This is a genomic window from Alistipes senegalensis JC50 (genome assembly GCF_025145645.1).
GTDB lineage: Bacteria > Bacteroidota > Bacteroidia > Bacteroidales > Rikenellaceae > Alistipes > Alistipes senegalensis.
Genome location: NZ_CP102252.1, coordinates 1,638,852 through 1,659,508, shown reverse-complemented (window position 1 = coordinate 1,659,508; position 20,657 = coordinate 1,638,852). Strand labels below are relative to the sequence as shown.

Genomic DNA, 20,657 nt, shown 5'->3' with positions numbered 1-20,657 from the left:
GTTTTTCAGGTTAAAAGGTTGTTTTAGGAGCCGGTTCCATAGATAAGACAATTTACCGGCGGCGATGGCCAGTCAGTTCGTACAATTTTTTTTATATTTCCGCCGGTCTGTTAAAAAGTCGTGAAAAAAGGGCGAAAGATTTTTAATTTGTTCGCTTAAAATCTATATTTGCACTGACCGATTATGGATTGCGACGAACATATCATCCTGAAAAAACTCCGTGACGGGGATTCCGAAGCGCTGGACATCCTTTACCTGCGTTATGCCTCCAAGGTCCGCGATTTCGCCTTCCGGCTGCTCAAGGACCGGACCGACGCCGAAGATGTCACGCATGATATTTTCCTGAAAATCTGGGAGCAGCGCCGGGGGCTCGGGAACATCCTGTCGTTCCGCGGCTATCTGTTCCGCATGACGCGCAACGCCGTCTTCAATGCCTACAAGCACCGGCAGGTGGAGTATAAATACCAGGCTGAGGCTGGGGCCGCGGAGAGTCCCGCCGCGCCTCAGACCGACGACCGCGTGTCAACGGCCGATCTGTTGGAGATGATCGACCTGGCCGTCCGCAACATGCCCGAGCAGCGGCGGCGGGTTTTCTGCATGAGCCGTTACGAGAACATGTCCTACAACGATATTGCCGAGGCGCTCAACATCAGTCCCAAGACCGTGCAGTATCACATTTCGGGTGCGCTGGCCGAGTTGCGCAAACTGCTCTCGGCGATGGCGTTTTTCATATAGCCTGCCGAAACGGAAAGGGCGGACCCTCGCAAGGGTTCGGTATTTGTAGGTAACGGAATATGCAGAAAAGAGTAAATGTCTTGTTTATAAGTATTTAATTCTCTTTTCCGCATGTGCCCGAAGCAATAAAATAGCAGAATCGGGCAGGTTTAACGGTGAGTTTCGTTACTTATCCGTTACCTGCCCGAAATGCTTTAATTTGCATTTAAGACAGTTGTTTTCAGTGTGTTGCATCGAATTACCGCATAACAAATAACTTGACTAAACGTTTAACCCATCCACAAAGTTCAAGTTATTATGCAACGCAGCACTTTCAAAGTCCTTTTCTATGTGAAAAGGCAGTCGGAAAAACACGGTCAGGTTCCCATTATGGGCCGTATTACGATCAACGGTACGATGTCGCAGTTCAGCTGCAAACTCTCCGTCCGTTCTTCCCTCTGGGATGCCAAAGCGAACAAAGCCTCCGGCAAAAGCCTCGAATCGCAGCGCATCAACGAGAAGCTGGAAAATATCAAGACCAATATCGGCAAGCAGTACCAACGTCTCTGCGACCGTGATTCATACGTTACGGCCGAAAAGGTTCGCAACGCTTTCCTCGGTATGGGTGACGACTGCCGCCTGCTGTTACAGACCTTCGACGAATACCTCGCAGGGTTTCTCAAACGCGTGGGCAAAGACCGGGCCTATTCCAGCTATGAGGACTACTGCAAACGCCGCCGCCGTCTGGCCTCCTTCCTCGAATACGAATATCATGTCAAGGATATTCCTTTCAAAGAATTGAAGCGGGACTTTATCGAAAAGTTCGTGGTCTACCTCTCCTCGGTACAAGGGATGCGTTCCGGGACGATCCATTCTACGCTCAAGAAATTGAAGCTGATGACCTACACGGCGTATAAGAACGGCTGGATTGCCGCCGATCCTTTCGCAGGTTTCTACGTGAGGCCGGAATACTCAGAACGCCGTTACCTTTCGGCTTCGGAGTTACAAGCCGTGATAGATGTCAGGCTCCCCAATTACCGAACGGGTATCAACCGGGATGCCTTCGTCTTCTGTGCTTTCACGGGCCTGAGCCATGCGGACGTGGTGAAACTCACCCACGCGGACATCCATACGGACGATAACGGGGAGCGCTGGATTATCGACAGGCGTCAGAAAACAGGTACGCAGTTCCGTGTCAAACTTCTTCCCGTTGCCGGAATGCTCTACGAGCGTTATAAGGATATGCACCTCTCGGGCGACCGGGTCTTCCCGCTCAAAGGTACCCATAAGACGCTGAACATGTCGCTGAGGCATGTTGCCAGACATGCCGGTCTGTCGTTCAACCCCACGATCCATATGGCGCGTCATACCTTCGCCACGACGGTCACGCTCTCGCAAGGCGTACCTCTGGAAACGGTCAGCAAGATGCTGGGGCACAAACGGATCACCACGACTCAAATCTATGCGCGCATCACTAACGACAAGATCGGCCGGGATATGGCGGCATTAAGCGAGAAACTCAGCAGCGTCTTCAAGGTCGCACGGTAATGGCCTCCTATCTTACAGCTAATTCGATTCCCGATCTTACTTCGTCAATAGCAGGGTAATTTTCGATGTAAGTTTTCCCGCCGGCAGGGAATTTATCGTCAGAGATGGAAATATGCAAGGCCATGCGAATCGCCCGAGGGGCGAGCCTTGCATATTTCCATCCCCGGCGTTTTGCTGGTCGCTACCGTCGGAAAAGGCGACATTCTGCGGCTCCTGACGATCCGGTTCTGATGTTCAGCCGCGATCGGCGGATTTCATCCCGTCCTGTGATCTGCCGTCGAAATTCCTCTGCTTTTTCAAAACGGCCGTCTTTTATTTTTCTTTTCATGGAGATAATTCAGCTCGTCGCTATAAATGTCCATGACAAAGCGCAGCATATTGTCGACCAAAGCCGTAAGCCTTGTGCTTTCATTCCCCAACAGGTGGAGGATTTCCGACACTTTGCGCTTGGTTTGCGCACTGACATAAATCGCCGAGCGGTTACGGCAATCTACCGGAGCGAAGAAGGTGCGTTCGAAATCCGGCAGTATGATCTTTTTCCGTCGGAATCCAGCAGGCTCCTTTACAGTAGTCGTTTGGGTGTCGACATTTGTTTTTTCAGCAGTTGGTGCCGATGTGTTTCCCTCGGGAGCGTCCGTATTTTCCTCTTCCGGCTCGGGAATCCTACGGACGACTTTCGAGTCCAAAGGAGCTTGTCCGGCGATCATCTGACGCATCAACTCCTCATCGACTTCGATACGGGGATGCTTCGGAAGGTTTGTTGCAGGTTTGTCAGTTTCTTTTAATGAATCCATGGTACAATGTTTTTGAGATTGAATATTCGTTATACGGTCATAAAGCTCGTGTGTTTGGTTTTATGTTTTAAACCATTCAAAATACCGTTTTCTGTTTAATACAGTTTATATCGGGATAATGAACGGAATAAGAAAACTTGCCTTTCATGCTGCAAGATACAACCGACAGAAATACCTCGATTCCGATGTCCGCTCACGACCGCTCCAGTCCGTTCGGCGGGCTTTTTTTTCGTACCGGACGGTTGTAATATTGCACCGGGAACAGCCCCAGTCCCGGAAGCCGTAGCGGAGGAGTTTTCAAACTTTCGATAGCAGTTCTCCGGCGCGGCTTTTTCCCATCGCCAGATGGGAGCGAGCTGTACCTTCGTATGCCGAAAATTTTTTCGGCATACGAAAGGTGCCCGCTCTGCGAGGCCGGGCGTTCTCCCAAGTCGAACGCCTTTTTAACCGATATTATGAATACCGACCGAAAACACACACAACAATTTCGAACTCCGAGTTATAAATACTCCTTCCGGCTCAATGAAGAGCAAAACATCCGCTTCAACGAGTTGCTCTGCAAAGCCGGACTTGAGCATAACCGCAGTCGGTTTATCGTCAAACGCATCTTCGCCGAAGAGTTCGTCGTCATCAAACGCGACCCGTCAAAGACGCGTTTATCGCCCGACTGAACGACTTTTATTTCCAGTTTCAGAAACTTGCGAACAACTACAACCAGATTGTAAAGGCTGTCAATTCGCACTTTTCCAACGTTGCTATCCCGCATCAGATCGCCGCATTGGAGCAACGGACCCGCGAGTTGAAAGCCCTCAGTATCGAGATTCTGAACCTCGTAAAACAGGCTAAGGAATGGTTGCGAATATAAGATCGGGAGCATCGTCCGACCGACAGCGTTATCGGAATCAAATATAGAATTGTACGCTTGCTCGTTACCTTGGCCCGGCAACTTTAACAACAATAAACGTATGGCAAGCGTAAAAGTAAAATTCCGGGCCTCGTCCGTTGCGGATCGTGAAGGCCGACTGTATTATCAGATCATCCATAACCGTGTAACCCGACAGATCAACAGCGGTCATAAACTGTTACCGTCGGAATGGGCCGCTCTGCGTGCAGGATTGCTCCGGCCGGATTGCAAAGGACCCCGACACGCTTACCTTGTCGCATTGAAAAGCCGGATCGTGGAAGACACCGCCCGCCTGGAGCGCATTATCGCCCGGTTGGAACATACGGGCGAAAGTTATACGGCCGGGGATGTGGTCGCACGCTATCTTACGCCTTCGGATACCGGAGGCTTTCTCTCTTTCGCCCGGAGTCTTGTCGGGCAGTTGAGACAGATCGGGAAAATCCGCACGGGCGAACGCTACACGACCGTCTTGAACAGCTTCGGGCGTTTCCGCAGGAATACCGAGGTGTCTTGGGATGAGATGGACTCCGACCTGATGATCGAATACGAGACTTATCTCAAATCGAGGGGCGTATGCCCGAATACCTCCTCTTACTATATGCGGGGACTGCGAGCCATTTATAACCGGGCCGTTGAGAAGAAAATGACCGTGCAGCGCGATCCGTTCAAGTATGTCTACACGGGCATTGGCAAAACTGTTAAGCGGGCGGTACCCCTGAAAGTCATCCGCCAGATCCGGGATATGGATTTGGCACTGTTTCCGGCGATGGATTTCGCCCGCGACATTTTCATGTTCTCATTCTACACCCGGGGAATGTCGTTCATCGACATGGCTTACCTGAAGAAGAAAGATCTGCAAAACGGCATACTCTCTTACCGCAGGCAGAAAACGGGACAGCAGTTGTTCGTCAAATGGGAAAAACCCATGCAGGAGATCGTCGATAAATATGATACGAACGCCACTCCTTATCTGCTGCCGGTAATTCGGGACATGCATGCCGACGCTCGCCGGCAGTACAAGAATGCGGCGCATCTGGTCAATGACAAATTGAAAAAATTAGGCGAGCAGTTGGGACTGGACATACCCTTGACCAGCTATGTCGCCCGCCACGGGTGGGCTTCCATCGCCAAGGACAGGAACATTCCGCTCGCGATCATCAGCGAGGCGATGGGACATGATTCGGAGAAGACCACGCGGATCTATCTCGCCTCTTTGGACACATCGGCTGTGGACAAGGCGAACAGCCGAATTCTGAAAGCATTGTAACCGCACAAGGTCCTTATCAGCCTCTATTCGGAAATCTCTTTCAAGGCTTATTCTTGAAAGAGATATTTTTTCCGACGGATCAATCCACCGGAAAATCTCTCTCCGGAAGGAATCGGTGGTTCGGTAGTGATAATTGAAGAAATAAACGACGGCTAAATCCTCGAAATAGCATTTAACGGATTGACCGATAGATGCAACTTCTCTTCATGAGAGAAATATCTCACTGCCGCAAAGTTATGAAAAATATGAAATACGGCAACAGAATTCGGTGAAAAATAAAATTATCCCGGTCATTTCAATTCGAAATGTTAAGCAATCAGGAGAATTTGTTGAACTGATTCGGAGGCTTTCGTGCGTAGGGCGCTGGGAATAAACGCTAATCATTTCGCTATTTCTCTCATGAAGAGATGTATCGGCAGACGGAATCCGCCCAAGGAAATCGCAAACGGCCTGCAACCGGTAAAAATGGAGCAGAGAGACATTTCCGATGGATGATTTCGATTGATTGATAGGGAGAGTAGAAAGATAAAATGTTGTGAAACAGACTGCTTCTCTCCGCAAGAGAAATATTGACAAACACAAAGTTATGTAATTTAATGGAAATAACGGTATAAAACGGATGAAATTTTCGGCTGCTGAACTCGCCGAAAGGTTTTTATCCAACAATGTTATATAAATAAACCGCCCGTTGAGTGTGATTTCCGTTTGTTTACCAGATAGTTACAACCTATTATATCCATCGCTCTTTCTCTTGCGGAGAGAAAGAGCGTAAAACGAGCAGAATATCTGTTTACAGATTTACGGAATAGATGATTGATATTCCGGGAGGGGTGATATAAACGATTGTAATACATATTAATACACCTATTGGCATGAACTACGGGTATGCGCCCTGATTGATTGAAAAACAAGTATAAACATGTATAGATATCGTCTCGCCCAATACGGAAGGAATCGGAAACAGCCCGCTGGTTCGTCATGCGGGCCTACAAAAGCGAAAAGAGAGCGGAGGAAAAACTCAAAGGCAGAGATGGATTGGAATTTTTAGAAACTTTATCGAAACAGGTCCAATGGAGTTGCGACGGAAGATATTCTTATTGATGCTGGCGTGCGTTTGTTGTCTGAATGACAGCCATGCGCAACATGCCGTATCCGATTTATCCCTGCGGAGGGATACGAGCGCGATCATTCGTCTGTATTTCCGTTTCGACCGGTCTCTGCTCGAAAAGAAGTATCTGACAAACGAGGAGTCGCTCGCCAAACTCGACACCATGCTTAACAGACCGGAAGTCAGGGATAATCTCGATTCCATTGTCATCATCGCGTCGGCATCACCCGAGGGCATGTTGGAACGCAACATCAAACTCGCGGAAGAACGGGCTCGGGCTACGCGCACCTATGTGTATTGGAAGCATCCCGACATCGTGCGAGAGAAGGTGCAGATATGTTCTATCGGCGAAGATTGGGCGGGACTGGCCCAACGGATTGCCGATGACGACCGATGTCCCCATCGGGCGCGAGTTCTGGAGATCATCAATTCGGACGTTGACTCCGCGACCAAAGAGTGGCGGCTAAAACAGGTGGGCGACGGTGCGGCATGGCGGCACATCGTAAACAACCATCTGCGTTATCTGCGGGCCGGCGCAACCTGCATCATCGTGTTCCAGTCGGTTCCCCATGCGCCCGAACCGACGGTCGAGCCGGAACCCGAGTCAGAACCCGGACCGGTCGTAGAACCAGACACCGTGCAGATGCCGGCTCCGCAACCCGTTCCGGAGTCGCCGGCCATGGAACCGACGTTCGTCCGCAAGCCCCTGCTGGCCGTGAAGAGCAACCTGCTCTTCGACCTGGCCTCGGCGCTCAACGTCGAGCTCGAAGTCCCGATGGGCAAACGCTGGTCCGTTGCCGGGGAGTGGATGTTCCCGTGGTGGCGGAGCAACAAGTCGGACCTGACGATGCAGCTTCTGGCAGGACATGGCGAAATAAGATATTGGCTGGGCGATCGCGCCAAACGAGATGTCATGACGGGCTGGCACCTCGGCTTGTACGGCGGCGGCGGAAAATTCGACTTTCAGGTCTTCAACGACGACGGTTCCCAGGGCGACTTCTTCGATGCCGGGCTGAGCCTGGGCTATGCGCACCGCATCGGACGCAGCCGCAGCCTGCGTATGGAATACACGTTGGGAGTCGGTTACCTGCGTTCGAACTATGAGGCCTACGACCGAGTGCGCGACACGAAGTACGGCGACATCAAGGTCGTCCGTTACCCGTGGGAGACCCGTCGGCTGAACTGGATCGGTCCTACGAGGGCGCGGATTTCGCTGGTATGGCTGTTGCATTACAGAAAAAAGGAGGTTGCAAAATGAAAAACATACTGATTATATCGGCTCTTGCAGGCGTTCTGGCGCTCTCCTCCTGCTGGCGCGACGACCTTTATTATGCCACCGTCGACCGCGCCACCGTCCGTATCGAGGCCGACTGGACTCCGGCGCGGCTGACGCCCAACGGCGTTTCGGCATTCGTGTTCGACCGCAACGGCGCGGCTTTCGACGTGGTCCGGAGCAACGACTCCCGGAAAGTGGACCTCTCACTGCCCGAAGGCTCCTATAGTGTTGTCGTGCTGAACAATACGCTGGATGAATACAGGAATATCGAAAGCGCGGGAACCGACCGGCTGGAGACCTTCGCCCTGATGGGCAGGGCGGTGTCCCCCAACTTCACGTCGCTCGGCGGCGGCACCCGAGCGGAATCCTTCATCGGGGAGCCCGACACGGTGGCCGGAAGCGTAGTCCGAAATATCGAGGTGACCCGCAAGATGATCGAATATTTCCGGACCAAACCCCACGGCATGGAACCCGCCCCGGCGGCAGTCTATCAGACTGCTCCGACCCGCATCATCTCGGTGGCCGACATCAGGGTGCATGTCAAGGGGCTCAAATATGCCGCGGGGGCGCCCCGCACCCACCTGAAGAATCTTTCGGGCGGCTATTACCTCGATTCGGACAAGCCGCATTCGCTGCAGGTCTGCCACGAGTTCGTGCTGAACAACCGCTGCTTCGATGCGGAAGACCCGCGCAACGGCACCATCACCAGACAGCTGGCGACGTTCGGCCTGCACGATGAGACGGGCGTGCGCTACCTGATGGAGATGGAGTTCGTGCTGCTCAACGGCGAAAAACATCCCGTCTCGCTCGATGTCACCGATGCCATCCGCGTGACGCAGGGCGCGACGCACAAGATCATCCATATCGAGGTGGAGATCGAACTTCCCGAGGTGATCGGCAACGGCGACGGCGCCTTCGACCCCGACCTGGAGGAATGGGAGGACATCGATGTCGACATCCCGATGTAACCGACGAAACATGATTTTACAAACACCATAAAAAAAAGAAAAAAATGAAAAGATCTGTTCTCATCGCTCTGGCGGCCTTCGCACTGGCCGGCTGCGCAAAGGAAAGCGTGGTCGACTCCGCCCTGACCAATGCCGGCAACGCTATCGGCTTCAACACCTATTCGAACATCACCCGCGGCAATCCGTTCGACAACAACCCCGAGTTCGCCGCATCGGGCAACGTCTTCGGCGTAACGGCCTTTATCAGCACCTCGGACAGCCCCTACATGGGCAAGGCCGATGCCGGCACCGAGATCGTTTCCGACGGCACGAAATGGGACTACAAGAACACGAGCGACATCCGCTACTGGCCGACCCAGGGAGAAACCCTCAGTTTTTACGCCTATGCGCCCTACACCAAGAACGGCGTTGCGATTCCGGTTGCATATACGAAGGGCGACGGAATGATCATGACGGACTATACCGTTCCTGCCGACGATGCCGGCCAGGTGGATCTCATGTACGCCTCGGCGCTGAATGTCGCCAAGGCAAGTCCGGCCGTGAAGGTTCCCCTCCAGTTCAAACACGCGATGACGCAGGTGCGTTTCAAGGCCAAGGCCAAGGGCGACGGTGTCTTCATCGACGTGAAGGAGAACGGCATCAAGCTGAGAAACCTCGAGTCGAAGGGCACCTTCACCCTCTCGGCCGCCGGCGCTGCCAGCTGGAGCATTACTGAAGGCAACCTGACCGAATATACGGCAGTTTTCCCCGAGACCAAGGAAATCACCAATGCGGAAGCAAAAAATCTCTATGATGCGGACAAGGCACTGATACTGCTTCCGCAGGAGTTCGCCGCAAAAACCGGTGACGGAGACATGACCGGCGGCACCCTTACGATTTCCTGCAAGATCTATTACAAGGATAATAACGCAACCCCCCAGTATCTGTTCGGTTCGGCCGACACGTATGCCGACTACACGGTTCCGTTCAGCAGCAAGAAAGTTACCGGCGATACGGAGGAGGAAGAGATCTGGAAGATGAACAAGCGCATTACCTATACGCTGACCGTCACCGGCAACCTCGAACCTATCCTGTTCGAGACGTCGGTAGTGGATTGGGAGGATTCCAACGCAGCCATGGAGATCTAAGACGCTCTGGCCGCACGCATGCGCCGGCCTCACGAAATTCCGGGAGGGTTGAATGTCCCTCCCGGAGTACAAACCGGACCGCCCGGCGGTCCGATACGATTTACAAGTTACGGATATGGAAACACGAAGATATTGGCTTTGGGCGGTTTTCAGCCTGACGACTCTTATATCGTGCGGCAGGGGAGGGGATGAAGCCCTGCAACCCGCGGACGACGCCATCCGGTTCGACGACCGGATAGGGGATTCGGCCGTTCCATGGACGAAAGGCGTACAGACCGACGACGGCAACTTTGCCGACTTCGGGGTTTTCGCCTACTATTCGCCCCAGGGCAGCTACGATGCCGCCGCTTCGAAGCCCGATTACATGTACAATGTCCGGGTGACACGCCCCGCCGGAGGGGACTGGACCTATTCTCCGACGAAATACTGGCCCCAGGGAAAGGTCAGCTTCTTCGCCTATGCTCCGTATGACACCGATGCGGCGGTCTCCGTCTCATGCGGGACAGGCGCTCCGCGCGTCACCTATGCCGTTCCCGACGCCGTGGCGGATCACCGCGACCTGCTGCTGAGCGCCCCGGCCCTCGACCGGACGAAAGAGGGCGGCAGGGTGCCGCTGACATTCCGCCATGCGTTGGCGGCCGTGGTCTTCGAAGCCAGCGTCGACGGCACGCTCTCCGAGGGACAGTCGATACGCATAACCGGAATCCGTCTCGGAAAGTTCCTGCATAAGGCCACCTGCCACCACGAACTGCCGGACGCCATCACGCAGACCTTAGCGACGGACGCCGCCGACAGGGAGTACGCGCTCTCGGAGGCGGACGGCACGTTGCAGGGCAATTCGCTGGTTGCCGTCTATCCCGTCTACCAGCCGGTCTCCTCCGCAACGGGCTGCGCGATGCTTTGGCCGCAACAGATCGATGACGACGACCTGCTCACCGTCACGGTCCGCTACACGTCGAACGGCGTGACGCGGGAATCTGCAATAGTTCGGAATATCGGCGATTTCGTCGTCTCCGGCAGCATCGAAGCCAGCAAGCGATATGTTTTCAGACTGAAGTTCACCCCGTTCGGCGAGATGGCGCTGACCTGTGTGGTGCAGGACTGGAACCAGGAAACCATTGATGTCCCCGATTTCGATTGACGATTATGAAACGATTATTCCATATAGTTTGGATATGTCTGGCCGTCGCGGCGTGCTCGAAGGATGAATTGCCCGGAACGCATGGCGAGTTTGCCTCGCTGACGCTGAGCGTCGCCTCTTCGCAGAACGACGTGAAGACCCGCGCCGTGTCGGCCGATGCCGACGAACAGCGGATCAACAACCTCTACATCTTCATATTCAACCCGGACGGGTCGGTCGATTGCCGCAACTATATCTCCAGCCTGAGCGCATCGAGCTGGACCGGAACCATCGGCGGCCTGACGTGCGGCACGGGGAAAAGCGTGGCCGCCATTGCCAATACGGACAATACGGTCGTCGACATTACCCGCGAGATGCTCGACGGCATCGCCTCGCGTGCGGCGTTGGATTCGTGCGTGGTGAACATCCGGGGCAAGTTCATCGAACGGGGCACCAACTTCCTGATGACGGGCGTCGCCGAGAATGTCACTGTCACGGCCGACGGGCCCGTTCAGGTTACCGTGCCGCTGACACGCGTCGACTCCAAAATCCGCTTCCGCGTCACCGAGGCTTCGGGCGTCACCTTCACTTCCGACGACTGGCGCGTCGTGTCGGTTCCACGCAAGGCGGGGATGATGGCTTCGCGCACCGACCTGTGCACCGACCCCGCGGAGTGCTTCGATACGGAGTGGGCCCATTTCGAGGAGGACGGCAAGACCTTCGCCTTCTATTCGCTGGAGAGCGTCCTGACGCCCCGGGCCGAGATTCCCGTCACGGCGGGCACCTATGAGGAGCAGTATGCGCTGCGCGAGAAACAAGACAAGACCCCGACCGGCGCGGGAATCGAGGTCGCCAACGGCGACTATACCTATGCGCCGAAGACCGGAACCTGCGTCCAGTTGCGGGGTGACATACGCTACAAGGACGCGTCGTCGGGCGTGGAAATATCGGCCGATGTGGTCTATACGGTCCATCTCGGAGGCGTGGAAGGCGTCGACGACTACAACTTGCTCCGCAACACTTACTACACCTACAACGTGAAAATAGTATCGGTGGATAAAATCATCATCGAAGTCGATTCGAGTAAAGGCACGGCGGAGGACGAACGGCGTCCCGGAGCCGAGGGCGATGTCGTGATGGCGCTGCAGATCAAGGAGCTGGACGCGTACAACGAGGTGTTCACCCTGAGTTTCCACCAGAGCAACGTGGACGAGACCATGACCTGGGACGTCAACACCCCCTTCTCGCGGGGCGCCGCCGGCGAACATCCGGCCGACTACAAGTGGATAAAGTTCCGGATCAACAGCAAGAACAGCAGCAACTTCTACAGTAGCACCGATTTCCGCGCCTATCCGGGCGACGATGCGGTCTACACGGGGACGGTCTCGCTGGACACCTATATGACTGACGTGGCGAACGGGACGGACAAACTGCTGTATGTCGACCAGCTGGTGAATATCCTTCAGGCCTGCAAGGAGCGTTACCGTACCAGCGGAAGCGGGGGCTCCGACCACCTGTTCGACAGTAGCGACTACATGCGCTTCACGGCATTCGTCGACGAATATTATTACGAGACGAGCCCGACCGATCCTTCGGAAACGGCCGTGAACGGCTTGTGGAAGAAATTCGTCAACCAGCAGGCGCGGGTCATGAACATCCTTTCGAATCTGGCGTACAGCCCCGATCGCCAGAGCACGAAGACCAACGCCATCTATTCGATCCGCCAGTCCTCGATCCAGACCATGTACAACTCTATGGACGAAGATAATTTCACCGCCTGGGGCACGCAGATGATGCAGGACGAAACACCGGTCAGTTTCGAAAAAACGGGAAACACCGTTTCCAACCCGACATACAACGACCCGAACAACGGACGTGCGAACTCGCTCCGGATGTGGCTTGCCGGCAGTACGACCAAACGCTGGAGCGATTACGTCACGACGTCGACCTGGACCATGAAGTCTGATTACGAGGCTGCCAAATACAAGTGTCTGCGGATGAACCGCGACAACGACGGCGACGGCACGATCGACGAGAGCGAGGTGCAATGGTATCTGGCGTCCATCAACCAGCTGACCGATCTATGGATCGGCGAATGGAGCTTCGACCCGCGGGCCCGGCTCTATCGGAAAACGACCTGGGCTCAGGGGCAGGAGCAGTATTTCGTCAGCAGTACGGTCCTCGGCAAATCGGGTACATCAGGTAATACTTACGACGATCCCACAATCCTGTGGTCTTCCGAAGGCTCTTCGACCGGAAGACTCTCCCAGAATTATCAAACCGGTGTGATGACTACTCCTGTCTATTATCGTTGTGTCCGCAATCTGGGAGTTCCGCGCACGGCGGCCGAAACCGTTATGCCCGACGATCTGGTTACCTACGATGCGACGACCCGCAGGATCTCGCTTGCCCGAATCGATCAGCAATCCATCCGCGGCTATTTCCAGACCGCCGAACTGCCCGAGCACCACGAACGCGAGGCGGCTAACAAACCTTGGAGGATATTCGAAGTTCTAAACACGCCATCCGGAGGCCATGGATATAATTGGGAGTCGCTGAGGAGCGCGGCAAGCGCAGGCAACTCCCCGTGTCCGGCAGGATACCGTATCCCCAACCAGCGGGAATTGGCGCTGATGCACTCCCGAATCGGCAATGACGGAAACTGGACACTCAACAACCATTTTTCGCGCACCCGCTTCCAGTTCGACTCGAGCCGCCCCGGATTTTCCGTTAGCCAGAATAACGGCGTACTGTATTTGTTGACCGGTACAGGCAATTCGGGTGGCGTGCGCTGCGTGAAAGATATAAACGAATAACGCCGCAGGGAGGCATTCTCCGCCCTAATGCGCCCGGCTGTATGACCATTGTCGCGGTGGTCGTTATCGGACAGAATCGTGGTTGCAGCATCCGTCCCCCGGGTGGTGCTCCAGCACGGTGTGGGGAATGTGGCCGTGCGAAACGAGCTGAATAGGGCAGTCGTAGTTGCGCAGCTGCTCTTCGGTCAGCACGTTCGAACGGTGACGGTGCACGCGGCGGTTGACGCAGACGATCTCTTTCACGACACTCGTAATCGTGCCGATGTCGTGCGACACCATGACGATTGCCATGTGCGTATTCAGTTCGTGCAGCGTGCGGTAAAGCTCTTTCTCGAACTTGTTGTCCACGAAATTCGCGGGTTCGTCCAGAATCAGCAGCTTCGGGTCCGAGATCACGGCCCGGGCCAGCAGCGCCCGCTGCATCTGGCCGCCCGACACCTCTCCGATCGGCTGGCGGGCCGTTTCGGCAATCCCCGACGAGGCCAGCAGCGCCATCGCCTTTTCGCGGTCCTCCCGGGTGTAGGGGGAGCGGAACCCGCGGCGGCCCTGCAATCCCGACAGCACGACTTCGAGCACCGAGATCGGAAACTCCCGGTCGAAATCCGACAACTGCGGCATATAGCCGATCAGCCGCTCCTTGCCCCGGAACAACTCCGGCGCCAAACATATTTCGCCCGTATGGGGCACGGTTCCGAGTATGGCTTTCACGAGCGTCGTCTTTCCGCCGCCGTTGGGACCTATGACACCCAGGAAATCGTCGTCGCCGATTTCCAGATCGACATGTTGAATGGCTTCGTATCCGTCGTATGCGACGCTTACGTCGCGCATCGTTACCAGATTCATTTTGCGGTGATTAAGTCGGTTATCGTGTCGATGTTCGCTATGGCGTCCCGGTCCAGCGGATCAATCGCCACGTATTCGGCGTCGATGTCTCGGGCTATGACCTCCACGGTCGATGCCGGGAATTGCTTTTGGTAGAATATCCGGCGGACTCCATCCTCCCGGGCTTGCCGGATGATCGCCGTCAACTGCCTGGCCGATGGCTCCTTACCGTCTGCTTCGATGGCGACTTGCCGCAGCCCGTAGTCGCGGGCATAATAGGTGAGGGCGGGGTGGTAGACGATGAAATATTCGATGCCGCTCCGTGCGATTTTCTCCGCCGTGCGAGCGTCCAATGCTTGTAACTCTTTCTGCAACCGGTTATAATTGGTTTCGTATTTCACCGAATCGGGATAGGCTTTGCGAATGGCTTCGAAAGCGTTTGCCGCCATCTTCTGCAACGCCTTCGGGGAGGTCCAGACATGGGGATCGACACCGTGCGTATGATTGTGTCCGTGGCTGCTGTGCGAACAAGAGCCTTCGATCAGGTCGATTCCGCGGCTCAGGTCGATGACTTTCTCCTGTTGTTCGATTTTGCCCAACAGCGAGGTTTCGAAGTCGATAAGTCCCACATTGAAAATAAGTTGCGCTTCGTTTAGCTCCACAAATTGTCTGGGCGTAGGTTCGAACGTCTCGGGACTGGCTCCGGCGGGCACGAGTACTTCGACTTCGAAATCTCCGCCGACAATGCTGTCCACAAGACTTTGCAGCGGTTGTATCGAAACGTATAAAATTCTGTTATTCTGCCGGTTATTCGTTATGCAGGCCGTCAGCAGCATGATTGCTGACAGATATGTCGCAATTTTACGCATGATTGATAATCAATGTTTTTTAGTAACTATTCAGCGGTAGGTGCATGTCAAGGTTTCAGACCTCAAACAAGGCTTGAATGGCACTAAAAGAAGTATGGTTGTGCTTCTTGGCAGTCTCAATGACGGAATGAAGTTCGAGGAATGTGTCTGCCCTAAATCGGAGCGGAATGTGCAAGAATTCTTCAACTTGATGGGATCGTAAAATAAACTGTGTCAGAGGTTGTATTCGGGACGATTTTGGGATCACGGCAAATCCCGAAATCGTTCCGTAAAGGTAATGTTATTTTTTTGTTCTTTGGCATCACTACTGTCGGTCGCGAACTCCTCGAATATGCGGTAGTTGCGCTGCTCGTTAGCCTTGTTAAGATTGCTTCTGGTCACGGATTTGCCGATGCCGAGGTGATAAAGTTTTCCGGCATGCGCTTCCATCGCAACAATGAGATCCCGCAGGCTCTCTCGATTTGACAGCTGTCCGAACATCATCGTAAGTAGTTGATTCCAACAAGTATAACTCTTTATATACTTGTCGCCTTCATACTTCTTTACAATGCGGAGGAACTTAAAATTGTCCAGGAAGCCGACTAATTGGGCGAAAACATATTTGTCTTTATTCATAACAGCCTGATTCAGACTGCAAAAGTAATTTCAAATCGTTGCGCCTCAAAATCTGCTATAACAATTTGAATTTCAATAATTTCAAAGAACTCTTATGATTTTTTAGTGGACACTAATGAACCGTAGTAATAAACTCCTTGTGATGCACAATATCCAAACGAAGGAGCTTTTTCTATTTCATTTTTGCCCATGGAACATCGCTTGGCACAGGCAGGACGACAGATTTCTATCGGTTTTGAATCTATACAGAAGTAGTCTTCACCACCATCAATAGCTGCTGCCATCTTTTCTCGAATGGCAGCACAAAGAGAAGCCGTGAACTTTCGTCTGCCATTGTATTACTGACGAGATATTAAATGAGGAATCTCAGATTTATATTCTCTCAGTTTAACGAATAAAAGGGATTCGCTGTCAATACCAATGGATTCAGAAGCCATATTGAGAGCAACCACTTCCAAGTCGGAAAATCTGGGAACGACACCACATCGAGGTATATTCTTCGTTGATCAAGTTCCCTGCAAACTGCTTGCAGATGTCGCGAAATTTTGCGAATATTGCATATAGGTTGTGCATATATGAATTAGCTATTAATTGATCGGAAACCATTAATGTGTTAATAATTAGTATTATGCATAACTTTTTATGCATAAATCTTTTGTAATTTTAATTCCGCCAACGGGTTTATATAATTTTACTCAAAGAACTACGGAGAAACAAACTTAACTATGTTTGAACCAAAACTTTTTATCAGATACCGGAGCAAATCACTCCGGAACTTGACATTGGTAAAGGCTGTCCCGAAATTTGCCCGGTCGGAAAATTTTTCGTATCTTGCAGTAGGTTATTTGAAATGCGGTATTTTCGTGCAATTAACTGAAAATAAACCGTTGCCTTTTCGTTACCTATTATCCTATACAAAAATGTAACGACCCGATAAATCAAGTCGTTACATCATTATAATCCCACACCTTGCAAGGTCCGCCCTTTTTTCGTTTCCGGCGCGAATTACCGGTTCAGGATCGGTTTGATGTCCTTGACGCGGAGCTGGGTGGTCACCGTGCCCCGGTAGTGGTTCTCGACGATCTGGTAGCAAACGTCGATCGGACGCCCCGAGCGCACCCATTCGTAGTGCGTGGGCTGCTGGAAGGCGATGGCCTGAATCTTCGTGTTGGGCTTCTGACGCTGCATCAGATCCATGCGCAGGTGTTCGCACTCCATGCCGACGAGCTTCGCGTCGCCGTGGTTGCTGACCCCGTACGTGGCGAATACCGGCGCCGTGTTGCCCGGCCCGAAGGGCTGGAAGCGGTTCAGGTCCTTGCGGAACGCCGGCGTGATGTCCGAGAAGAGCAGTTCGCTGTCGATGTCCACCTGCGGAACGAGCATCTGCGGGTCGATGTTCTCCTCGACAAAGGCGTTGAACCGCCGGGTGAACTCCCCGACGTTTTCCGGACGCATCGTGAGCCCTGCGGCGTACATGTGTCCGCCGAAGTTCTCCAGCAGGTCCGAGCACGACTCGACGGCCTGATAGAGGTCGAATCCCGGCACCGAACGCGCCGAGCCGGTCACATAGCCGTTGCTCATCGTCAGCACCACCGTCGGGCGGTAGTAGGTCTCGATCAGGCGCGACGCCACGATCCCCACGATGCCCTTCATCCAGCGCGGGTTGTAGATCACCGTGCTTTTCAGAGCCTTCATGGCGGGGTTGCGCTCGATGAAATCGTGCGCCTCCTGCGTGACGGAGCGGTCGATCGACTTGCGGTCTTGGTTGTAGGCGTCGATCACGCTGCCGAACTCCTCGGCGATCGACTCGTTGCCCTCGATTAACAGCTCCACGGCGGCGTGTCCGCCTGAGGGCGAGGCGTTCTCGTCGTTCTCGTCCATCCGCATCCGGCCGGCGGCGTTGATGCGCGGCCCGATCTTGAAGACGATGTCGTCGATGGTGATGCTGTGCTTGTCCAGTCCGCAGATCTTGATGATCGACAGCAGCCCTTTCGACGGCTCGCGGTTGAGGTATTTCAGCCCGAAATAGGCCAGAATACGGTTCTCGCCCACCAGCGGCACGATGTCCGAGGCGATCGACACGACCAGCAGGTCCAGCAGCGGCACGATCTGCTCGAAGGGGATGGCGTTTTTCTGTGCATAGGCTTGCACGAGCTTGAATCCCACGCCGCAGCCCGACAGTTCGTCGAACGGGTAGGAGCAATCGACCCGCTTGGGGTCCAGAACGGCTACGGCCTTGGGAATCTCCTCGGCCGGGAGGTGATGGTCGCAGATGATGAAATCCACGCCTTTCGTTTTCGCATAGACAATCTTTTCCGTGGCTTTGATGCCGCAGTCCAGGGCGATGATGAGCCCCACGCCCTTGCGGGCTGCGAGGTCGATGCCTTTGATCGAGATACCGTAACCTTCGGTATAACGGTCGGGGATGTAGAACATCAGGTTTTTGTGCCCGATCTGGCGCAGGAACTTGTAAACCAGCGCGACGGCCGTGCAGCCGTCCACGTCGTAGTCGCCGTAAACCATGATCTTCTCATTGTTCGCAACGGCCCGTTCGACCCGCTCGACCGCCCGGTCCATGTCCTTCATCAGGAAAGGATCGTGCAGGTCGGCGAGGCTCGGCTTAAAGAACTTCTCCGCCTTTTCTACATTGTCTATGCCTCTTTGTACGAGCAGGTTGGCCAGCACGGGCGAGATCCGCAGAGCGGCAGCCAACATGGCTACCGTCGCGGGGTCGCCTTGCGGCTTTACTACCCAGCGTTTTTCTATAGGCATACGAATTATTATTTATATATTTTAACATTACTTTCTAATTACCGTTATTACGTCTTTATATCGTTTCGGCACTCTCTGCCGCTGTTGTCGCTTCGGCAGCGTTTGCAAATGTTGACCGGCTAAAAGCCGGCTTTTGGAGGCGATGCCCGGTTGCGCGGCTCAGAGGTCCGCCGCAATTTCGCAGCGCAATGCCGCGGCCAGTTTCCTGACAACCGTGCGCTTCACCTCCTGCATCGATGGCCGCAATCCCGTTTCCGATGCAATCGACGTGACGCCCCGGTCGGTAAACCCGCAGGGGTTGATGCGCGTGAACCATTCGAGGTCGGTCGAGACGTTCAGCGCGAACCCGTGCATGGTAATAAAACGCGAAGAACGCACGCCTATTGCGCAGATCTTGCGCGGACGCCTGCCCTCGGGGTCGATCCAGACCCCCGAGGCCCCTGCGATGCGTCCCGCCGCGATGCCGTATTCGGCCACCGTGCGGATCACCGCCTCTTCCAGCGTGTCGATGTACTCCCTCAGCCCGATGCCGATGCGCTCCAGATCGAGGATCGGATAGCAGACCAGCTGCCCGGGGCCGTGGAAGGTGATGTCGCCGCCGCGGTCGATGTGAAAGAACCGTGCGCCCATCGCTTCGAGCGCTTCGCGGGCCACGAGCAGGTTTTCGGCGTGCCCGCTTTTGCCCAGCGTGTAGACCGGCGGATGCTCCACCAGCAGGATCGTGCCCGCATCGTCCGGGTTGTTTCCGATGCCCGGAACAGGGCTCGAACCCGCACTTTTCCGGGCGACCGACGCGTCGAACAAAGACTGCTGCAAATCCCAGCACTCCTTGTAGTCCATCGTTCCGAGGTCCCGGCAGGAGACTTCCATCGCTACAAACTTTTTACGCTTTGCAGGGCTTCCTCAGCCATGTACGACGAGCGGACCAGCGGCGCGCTCGCGCAGTAGCTGAAACCCATTTCCAGCGCCCGGAGTCTGTACCATTCGAATTTTTCGGGAGTGATATACGCCGCAACGGGGTAATGCTCCAGAGTGGGACGGAGGTACTGACCGAGTGTCACGATCCGCACGCCCGCGTCGCGCAGGTCGTGCAGGGTTTGTAAAACTTCATCATCGCTCTCGCCAAGTCCGACCATCAGTCCGCTCTTCGTCACGACGCCCTGATCGCTCAGGTACCGCAGGGTCTCCAGGCTCGTACGGTACTTGGCTCTGGAGCGCACCACGGGGGTCAGTCGCTCGACGGTTTCGATGTTGTGCCCGATGATACCGGGCTTCGACGCGATGACCACGTCCAAAAGGTCGGGCCGTGCGTCCAAATCGGGAATAAGGAGCTCAATTACGGCGTCGCTGTTCTGCGACCGGATGGCCTCCACGGTTGCGGCCCAATGCCGGGCTCCGCCGTCGGGGAGGTCGTCGCGTGTCACGGAGGTTACGACGACATACCTCAGTTTCATCAGGGCGACGCTTTCGGCCACCTTTCGGGGCTCTTCGGCGTCGGGAGCAAGGGGATGTCCGGTTTTGGTCGCGCAGAAGCGGCAGCCCCGGGTACAGATGTCTCCCAGAATCATGAAGGTCGCGGTTCTCCGGCTCCAGCACTCGGCCTGATTGGGGCACATGCCGCTGCTGCAAATCGTGTGCAGATTGTGCTTCTCGACGATGTGCCGCACCTCGGACCATTCGGGGGTGCGGTGGAGACGGATCTTCAACCATCCGGGTTTTTTCAGTACGTCTACCTTGTCATAAAACTTCGGCATTTAAGATCATTATTTTCCAATTGATGCAAAAATAAGAAAAATAATTGAAAAACCCCGTGATGATGCCAATTATTGTTCCGGATCTGCGCCCGCCCGGCTAAGAGCAGGGTTTTAGGGTGCGGAAGTAATGTTTCCTCGCTGCCCATCCGGTTCTGCGCCCGCCCGCCTGAGAGGCGGGTTTTA

At 54.4% G+C, this 20,657-nt stretch carries 15 protein-coding genes and 2 pseudogenes; 9 read left to right on the top strand and 8 right to left on the bottom strand.

Annotation, left to right across the window (positions count from 1 at the left end):
* The first annotated feature begins 183 nt into the window (after nt 1-183).
* A complete protein-coding gene (locus NQ519_RS06605; RefSeq protein ID WP_019151960.1) occupies nt 184-735 on the top strand; it encodes an RNA polymerase sigma-70 factor in 552 nt (183 codons plus the stop codon).
* A 297-nt stretch (nt 736-1,032) separates the two neighbouring features.
* Nucleotides 1,033-2,262: a site-specific integrase gene (locus NQ519_RS06600; protein ID WP_227900999.1), complete on the top strand. Its 1,230-nt coding sequence runs from the start codon at nt 1,033-1,035 to the stop codon at nt 2,260-2,262.
* A gap of 296 nt (nt 2,263-2,558) precedes the next feature.
* Here NQ519_RS06600 and NQ519_RS06595 read toward each other — a convergent pair whose 3' ends face one another.
* Nucleotides 2,559-3,056, bottom strand: a complete 498-nt coding sequence (locus NQ519_RS06595; protein WP_014774946.1) for a DUF3408 domain-containing protein — start codon at nt 3,054-3,056, stop codon at nt 2,559-2,561.
* Between the two features lie 455 nt (nt 3,057-3,511).
* Here NQ519_RS06595 and NQ519_RS16195 point away from each other — a divergent pair.
* The 7 genes and pseudogenes from NQ519_RS16195 to NQ519_RS06555 all read left to right on the top strand — a co-directional run bounded on the left by NQ519_RS16195 (nt 3,512) and on the right by NQ519_RS06555 (nt 13,642).
* A pseudogene (locus tag NQ519_RS16195) lies at nt 3,512-3,921 on the top strand (plasmid mobilization protein).
* Between the two features lie 100 nt (nt 3,922-4,021).
* Nucleotides 4,022-5,227, top strand: a complete 1,206-nt coding sequence (locus tag NQ519_RS06580) for a site-specific integrase (RefSeq protein ID WP_026076766.1) — start codon at nt 4,022-4,024, stop codon at nt 5,225-5,227.
* Between the two features lie 1,271 nt (nt 5,228-6,498).
* The gene (locus NQ519_RS06575) at nt 6,499-7,593 is read left to right on the top strand and encodes a DUF3575 domain-containing protein (RefSeq protein WP_227901000.1); all 1,095 of its coding nucleotides are present in this window, start codon (nt 6,499-6,501) and stop codon (nt 7,591-7,593) included.
* Entirely contained in the window at nt 7,590-8,579 is a 990-nt protein-coding gene (locus NQ519_RS06570; RefSeq protein ID WP_019151964.1) for a DUF5119 domain-containing protein, read from the top strand. Before NQ519_RS06575 ends, NQ519_RS06570 begins: the two co-directional genes overlap by 4 nt.
* A gap of 44 nt (nt 8,580-8,623) precedes the next feature.
* Entirely contained in the window at nt 8,624-9,706 is a 1,083-nt protein-coding gene (locus tag NQ519_RS06565; RefSeq protein ID WP_019151965.1) for a fimbrillin family protein, read from the top strand.
* Between the two features lie 115 nt (nt 9,707-9,821).
* On the top strand, nt 9,822-10,847 hold the full coding sequence (locus NQ519_RS06560) for a fimbrillin family protein (protein WP_015546455.1): 1,026 nt from the start codon (nt 9,822-9,824) through the stop codon (nt 10,845-10,847).
* A gap of 5 nt (nt 10,848-10,852) precedes the next feature.
* Complete coding sequence (locus NQ519_RS06555) at nt 10,853-13,642, top strand: fimbrial protein (RefSeq protein WP_227901001.1); 2,790 nt, start codon at nt 10,853-10,855, stop codon at nt 13,640-13,642.
* A 63-nt stretch (nt 13,643-13,705) separates the two neighbouring features.
* Here NQ519_RS06555 and NQ519_RS06550 read toward each other — a convergent pair whose 3' ends face one another.
* The 7 genes and pseudogenes from NQ519_RS06550 to lipA form a co-directional block, all read right to left on the bottom strand.
* Entirely contained in the window at nt 13,706-14,485 is a 780-nt protein-coding gene (locus NQ519_RS06550) for a metal ABC transporter ATP-binding protein (protein ID WP_227901002.1), read from the bottom strand.
* A complete protein-coding gene (locus NQ519_RS06545; RefSeq protein WP_026318415.1) occupies nt 14,482-15,333 on the bottom strand; it encodes a metal ABC transporter solute-binding protein, Zn/Mn family in 852 nt (283 codons plus the stop codon). Before NQ519_RS06545 ends, NQ519_RS06550 begins: the two co-directional genes overlap by 4 nt.
* 243 nt (nt 15,334-15,576) lie before the next feature.
* Nucleotides 15,577-15,948: a DUF4372 domain-containing protein gene (locus tag NQ519_RS06540; RefSeq protein WP_015546452.1), complete on the bottom strand. Its 372-nt coding sequence runs from the start codon at nt 15,946-15,948 to the stop codon at nt 15,577-15,579.
* A gap of 119 nt (nt 15,949-16,067) precedes the next feature.
* A pseudogene (locus NQ519_RS06535) lies at nt 16,068-16,596 on the bottom strand (transposase family protein); the annotation flags it as partial.
* A gap of 357 nt (nt 16,597-16,953) precedes the next feature.
* Nucleotides 16,954-18,720 (bottom strand): single-stranded-DNA-specific exonuclease RecJ, encoded by a 1,767-nt coding sequence (recJ, locus tag NQ519_RS06530; RefSeq protein ID WP_026076769.1) that lies wholly within the window; start codon nt 18,718-18,720, stop codon nt 16,954-16,956.
* A gap of 159 nt (nt 18,721-18,879) precedes the next feature.
* The gene (gene lipB, locus NQ519_RS06525) at nt 18,880-19,590 is read right to left on the bottom strand and encodes a lipoyl(octanoyl) transferase LipB (RefSeq protein ID WP_019151969.1); all 711 of its coding nucleotides are present in this window, start codon (nt 19,588-19,590) and stop codon (nt 18,880-18,882) included.
* 2 nt (nt 19,591-19,592) lie between these two features.
* Nucleotides 19,593-20,474 carry a lipoyl synthase gene (lipA, locus tag NQ519_RS06520; protein ID WP_019151970.1) on the bottom strand — a complete coding sequence of 294 codons (882 nt, stop codon included), beginning with the start codon at nt 20,472-20,474 and terminating at the stop codon, nt 19,593-19,595.
* Between the last annotated feature and the right edge of the window lie 183 nt (nt 20,475-20,657).